Annotated in this window: 5 protein-coding genes; 1 reads left to right on the top strand and 4 read right to left on the bottom strand. The window is 42.8% G+C overall.

Annotated elements, in window-relative coordinates; all coding sequences use genetic code 11:
* Positions 1–877, top strand: an 877-nt coding sequence (locus J6U00_RS05595; RefSeq protein WP_296580012.1) for an alpha/beta hydrolase-fold protein, incomplete at its 5' end; no start/stop codon positions are given.
* A 206-nt stretch (positions 878–1,083) separates the two neighbouring features.
* On the opposite strand, the gene J6U00_RS05590 is transcribed toward J6U00_RS05595, so the two are convergent.
* The 4 genes from J6U00_RS05590 to J6U00_RS05575 all read right to left on the bottom strand — a co-directional run bounded on the left by J6U00_RS05590 (position 1,084) and on the right by J6U00_RS05575 (position 5,563).
* Positions 1,084–2,820 (bottom strand): EAL domain-containing protein, encoded by a 1,737-nt coding sequence (locus J6U00_RS05590; RefSeq protein WP_296580010.1) that lies wholly within the window; start codon positions 2,818–2,820, stop codon positions 1,084–1,086.
* Between the two features lie 224 nt (positions 2,821–3,044).
* A complete protein-coding gene (locus J6U00_RS05585; protein ID WP_296580007.1) occupies positions 3,045–3,446 on the bottom strand; it encodes a helix-turn-helix transcriptional regulator in 402 nt (133 codons plus the stop codon).
* A 3-nt stretch (positions 3,447–3,449) separates the two neighbouring features.
* Positions 3,450–4,373: a type II CAAX endopeptidase family protein gene (locus J6U00_RS05580; RefSeq protein ID WP_296580006.1), complete on the bottom strand. Its 924-nt coding sequence runs from the start codon at positions 4,371–4,373 to the stop codon at positions 3,450–3,452.
* Between the two features lie 314 nt (positions 4,374–4,687).
* Complete coding sequence (locus J6U00_RS05575; protein ID WP_296580005.1) at positions 4,688–5,563, bottom strand: type II CAAX endopeptidase family protein; 876 nt, start codon at positions 5,561–5,563, stop codon at positions 4,688–4,690.
* Between the last annotated feature and the right edge of the window lie 280 nt (positions 5,564–5,843).

Here is a 5,843-nt window from a genome sequence, read left to right as displayed (position 1 = left end):
GCCTAAAGGTTCAGTTGATACAAGCGACAGATCACATTCTCTTGATTCCGTATTTAAAAATTACAGAAGCAATTGGGAATTTGACCGAGACGCAGTTGAAGCGATAAAGGATTCCGTTGATGAAATAAGCATTTTTGATGATGAACTGGGCAAGGAGTTTGTAGTCCATGTGACACTTCCGCCTGATTATGATAAGGATAAAACATACCCGGTATTTTTCCTGACAGACGGTATCTGGCGCTTCGGCAACTGTCCTGAGCTGAGAAAATGCATGGAGAACGGCGAAGCTGCGCCTGTGATTCTTGTCAGCCTTTATTACAGCTATGAAATCAACGACCCTGACCAGGAAATGCGCTATTATGATCTGGTAATCAACCGTGAACAGCTGCTGGATTTTATCACCGACAACCTTATGCCGTATTTGTGTGAGACTTATAATATCGACTGCAGTAATTCAACACTGTACGGCCATTCGGACGGCGGTGTATTCGCACATTATGCACTGTTCAATTCAGACAAATACGAGAATCAGCCTTTCGGTCACTATATCATTGGCAGTCCTGCGTTCTGGGGACTGTATCATGATAATCAGTATCTGGGGATCAGCAACGACAATGTGCTGAAAGATTACGACTATTTTGACAGAAACGAAGCGCTGAACAAGACCGTATTCCTCTGTGCAGGTTCGCTGGAAGATCCCGATTATGCCGCCAATTATCGTGAAGGTGATGATACAACACTCGAAGGTGTTGCAAAGCTGAAGGAGCGTCTGGAGTCTCACAGTGCAGATCTAAAATATAGGATGTATGAATCTCATCATTATCAATACATTCCGGAAATGCTTATTGAATACCTTAAAGAAACATATCCGTGTTGATATATGCTCTGCGCCGGAAGTTATAAAGCAAAGTCTAGCCAACAAAGAAGGGGGGGGCTTAATGAGGCCCCCCGTTTTTGTAATTAGAACCCCCCCAGTTTGACTGAGGGGGTTCTAATTACAAAAAAAGGCCCTTCCGATTTCGCGAAATTGCCTTTTCTTCTGTAAATATGAAACAATTCAGATAAGCCGACGATTCTCTTGTTTTAGCCTTTCATCTCATTCACAACAAGTTCTTCCGCCGCATCAGGCATCATTGGTCTGCCCCATACAAAGCCCTGAATGTAATCGCAGCCGATCTCGCGCAAAGTCTGTATCTGCTCCGTCTCCTCAACGCCCTCGGATATCACCTTAAAGCCCATGGTATGTCCGATGGATATTATAGCGGAAACATATTGTCTGGAAGAATCGCTTGTATTCATTTTGTCAATGAACGACTTATCGATTTTCAGCAGATTTGCAGGGAAACGATTGAGATAGCTCAGCGAGGAATAGCCTGTGCCAAAGTCATCGATGGCGATCTTGATACCCCTTGCTTTCAGCTGATCGATGCATTGCAGAGCTTTATCCACTGAATCGATCATGATGGATTCAGTGATCTCTATCTCCAGCTTGTCCGCGGGAACACCGCTGGTTTTCAGCACTTCACATATTTCATCGAAGAAATCGTTTTTCATAAGATGACGAACGGAGACGTTCACGCTCAGTACTATATCCGCACCTGTTTTTCGCAGAAGCTCACCGAAGAACAGCGCCGACTTACGGAATACCATTTCATCGACCTTATCAACAAGACCGACCTTTTCCGCAACAGGGATAAATTCACCGGGACTGATAAAGTTGCCGTCAGCATCCTTCATTCGCGCAAGCGCCTCAAATCCGCGGAGTTTATGGTCCATATTGAACTGCGGCTGAAGATTGTAGAATAACGTCTCTTTTTTAAGAGCATCTCGGATCTTGCCCTCAATCTCTATCGTTCGCTCAGCTTTCAAAAGCTCAGGCGTAAAGCGCAGAATGTGGTTACTGCTTTTGGAACGCTTTACCTCGTGCATCGCAGCATTGGCATAGTTACCAAGGTTATCTACGGAATTGGCATCATACGGAAACTCTGCAAATCCGAAACTGGCATTAACGTACAAGTCAGTATCATCGACCGTAATGCGATTATGCAGCACATTTTCATACTGCTTGATAGTATTGAGAATATCTTCTTCCAGCTGATAATCACGGATGACCAGGACAAACTCATCTCCGCTGACGCGGGAAATAAAATCGAGCGTGCCGGAAATGCCGTTATCTGCGATATTTTCCCAACGGGAAGCGATCTCATTCAGGATCTTGTTTCCTGCATCAAATCCCATTGTATCATTGATGCCCTTGAAGCCATTGATATCAATGGAAACAAAAGCAAACTTATCACCTTTCTCAACCAAAGCTGCAACCAGTTTTGAACAGGCAAAACGGTTCGGAAGACCTGTGAGCTGATCGGTCACCGCCTGATACCGAAGTTCCTTCTGGAATCTCTCCACACGCAAATTATTTATGTAAGCAGAGGTGATAGCAATTATTGTCAGCAGATTTCCGAAAATACCAGGAAGGCTTGTAAGTTTATGCTGTACAAAGACTCCCATCAGCACCATCGGCGTCTGAATGATCAGTAGCACCAAAGCCGTGAAATATCCTTTCTTTCCGTAATAGAACGCCATGAAGAGAACGCATATCTCTGAAACTACTGAACAAACACCAGCAAAAGAATAAAAAGGGAGCGGGAAACCAAAAAGCGATATTTCAGCCTTTGAACGAGCTAAAATACTCACAGTGATCGACCCTATTATATAGAACACTATCAATAAAATATAACCAGTCAGCGGTGCTTTCTTACGCACAGAAAGACGGTTTATGGTCCTTTCCAATATCTTCTTATTTCTTGTATCTTTTTTCATATCTCCCCACCCTTCCGTTAGAAGTATGACACTTTATGTAATTATACCACATCTTCTCTTTGAATTTGTGAATTTTTATGCTAAATATAAAAAAATCGTAACTTTACACAAATTAGCAAAACTGGTTTTGTATATATTTCTGCCTAAAAAATAGCATACCTATACTAATCATAATACCCAAATAAAAATAAAAGGCGTTCCTGAATGGGAAACGCCTGTGTGTGTTATTTGGGCAAGCCATTAATGGCAACATATACAACAAATGATATCACGTCTATTGCAAGCACAATCCCGAGAACAATAAGGGCTATTTTTGTGCCTTTCTTGAATTTTATCTTATTTTCGTCAGTCAGGACGTGTTTCTTGATATCGCTGTACAGTTCAGACTTTGAAGTTCCCTGTTCAACGGGGACCGGTGCAGCATCGGGAGTCTTATCGAGTACAAGTTCATCGAGTGATATCCCGAACAGGTCGCTGATAGCGACAAGCTTTTCCATATCAGGCGTGGAATCTCCGACCTCCCATTTTGAAACGGTCTGCCGCGAGACATTCAACCTGTTCGCAAGCTCCTCCTGAGAAAATCCCTTTTGCTTACGCAGTTCATAAAGTTTATTATTGAACTCCATATTTCAGGCCTGCCTTTCTGTTTTATTCTTTATATATACTTTCCACAGCAGTACAGCTGCCGCAGCTATGACGATATCAGCGATAATGCTTGATTCAATGCCGTATGTTCCGCCGTTAAGGAGATTCTCGCCGACGCTTCTAATATTGATGAGTGTAGTTGAAGCTCCTTCGCTGCCGCTGAGATTAAGTCCGAGAACACAGCAGAGGCAGAAATTCCATATGGAATGAAGTCCGCAGGCTGCCCATATACTCTTGGTGCGGAGCGTAATGAATGAGAACACGCACGAGATAACAACTAAGCCGAGCAGTCCTGAGAAAACGTACTGCGGCTCAAATTCGCGCAGCGTACTCCAGTGCGGATAGATAAACGCTAGCGTACTTGCTCCGACAGCGACAGAAAGCGGAACTTTGTCCTTGAGAGAGCATAATACAAGTCCTCGGCAAAGGAACTCCTCGGCTGCTCCCTGAATAACAAATCCGCCAAGCATAAGCAATATCATGGTGATATTGAGGTTTGAGAACATTCCATCAAATCTGATACTTCCAGTGAGGGTTATCGCAGCCACGCAGACAGTAAGCAGTCCTGCTCCTATAAAAGCCCCGATGAACCAAGCACCGATGTGTCTGGTCACTCCCATTTCAGAGAGTTTCCTTTTTTCTATAAGTTTCCAGCAAAGGACGCTCCATCCGAGAATAACAATCATGCCGTAGTATTTGAGCAGATCCATGACACTGTCACTGAACATTTCTCCCTGCATGAAGTTTTTTCCACAGGCGAACATCGTGCCGATAACGGCTCCCTCTGCAAGAAGCAAGCCTGCCCAATAACATATTATGAACATCAGCATCTTTTTTGCAACTAACATCGCTGCCGGCATATCTGTTCTGTTGTTGAACGGGCTGAGATTTCTGATAAAATTCTTCATAGATGAATTCCTCCTTCTATCATCTGACGATAGTTTTTCCTGATGAATTCATCGTATCATTTCTGCAAGCAAAATTCTACCAACTTCACTTGGAAATCTGTCAACAAACATTAACAATCATGTTAACCGCCGTTGCATTGGCTATTTATAGCCAAATTCTTTATCACACCTTTGAAGCGCTTCTGAATACATTATACCACTGCAATCCACCTAAAGCAATACTCATAATAAAATGAAAGCGCTCCGCGAGGGAGCGCAGCTTGTATTATCTTCATATTTTGTGCAAAGAATTAACAAAAAATACTTTCTGTATTTCATGAAAAATATTCTTCTATTTCCATTTGTTCGTGTTTGTGCTGATACCAGAGCAGGAACACCGCAACCGCCACCATAGGCAGCATACTAATAATTCCAATGTCAACAGGGCCGAAAATTGAACGTTCGGGGTGACTGTTGCCCAAAACCTGTCTCGGACTGAATTCCGAATTTATCATTGCGTGGAATATTGCAGGCAGCCATATACTGCCCGACTTCACATAGAGATAATCCGCAACTATGCCCATAGCCACCGTATAAAAACAGAACACTACCAGTCCCAGAAGCGGCGCACCGATGTAATCCTTTCCGTACTCAAATCCGAAAAGGAGCATTGCAGGAAAGTGCCATGCGCCGTGTATTACTCCGCCGATTAGAAGTCCTTTTGTCCTGCCGTATCCTTCTTTGAGCTCGGGATACATATAGCCTCTCCAGCCTATCTCCTCGCCAAGTGCTAAAATAATGGGAACAAACGAGAAGAACGGATTAAGAGAATCGGATATATCTTTTACAACAACGGAGATGAAGGGGCTGCCGTTTTGCACGAATTCTTCGTATTCCGCAGGCGACATAAAGCGCTGAAAAGCCTCATCAGGATTGAAATCATGAGGGAATACAAGAAAGTAGAACACTGCACCTATGAACTGAAATACAGTGGGAGCAAAATATGCGATAAATATATATTTCCAGTTCTTACCAAATCTGAGTCTCCAGCCCATTTCCTTTATATTCGCTTTTACAAGCAGTGCTCCAAGCGTAGGCATTAGCATACACAGTGCCAGAGTGCCTCCGAGGCTACCGTTGTAAGTTGCAATCCCTGCAAATACCCACACAATGATGAAAGTGAACAACAGGAATTTCATAAGTTTTGACAAGTTGTATCATCTCCATTCAAATGTATAATCATGTTATTCTTTTCGTTTTGCCAAAAAGATCGAAAGATGAGATGTTCTAAGATTTTCGTCATATTCGTATATCGCTTCTGTACTAAACTTAATATAATTATAGTCTATATCGAGCAAACAATCAATATTTCTCTGTTTTTATCCCATCTTAACCCAGTCATAATGCACGACTTCTTTGCCATTTTTTAAATTTCTTGATACTTCCTGTTTTTCATACAATACCTTGCCGTTTTCATCAGTGGCAGTTCCT

The sequence above is a fragment of the Ruminococcus sp. genome (genome assembly GCF_017650195.1).
In the GTDB taxonomy this organism is placed as follows: Bacteria; Bacillota; Clostridia; order Oscillospirales; family Ruminococcaceae; genus Ruminococcus.
This window is presented reverse-complemented; position numbering and strand designations above follow the sequence as displayed.

Excerpts from the sequence above, each read along its gene's own strand:
- J6U00_RS05590 (WP_296580010.1), bottom strand. The coding sequence starts at position 2,820 with ATGAAAAAAGATACAAGAAATAAGAAGATATTGGAAAGGACCATAAAC.
- J6U00_RS05585 (WP_296580007.1), bottom strand. The coding sequence starts at position 3,446 with ATGGAGTTCAATAATAAACTTTATGAACTGCGTAAGCAAAAGGGATTT.
- J6U00_RS05580 (WP_296580006.1), bottom strand. The coding sequence starts at position 4,373 with ATGAAGAATTTTATCAGAAATCTCAGCCCGTTCAACAACAGAACAGAT.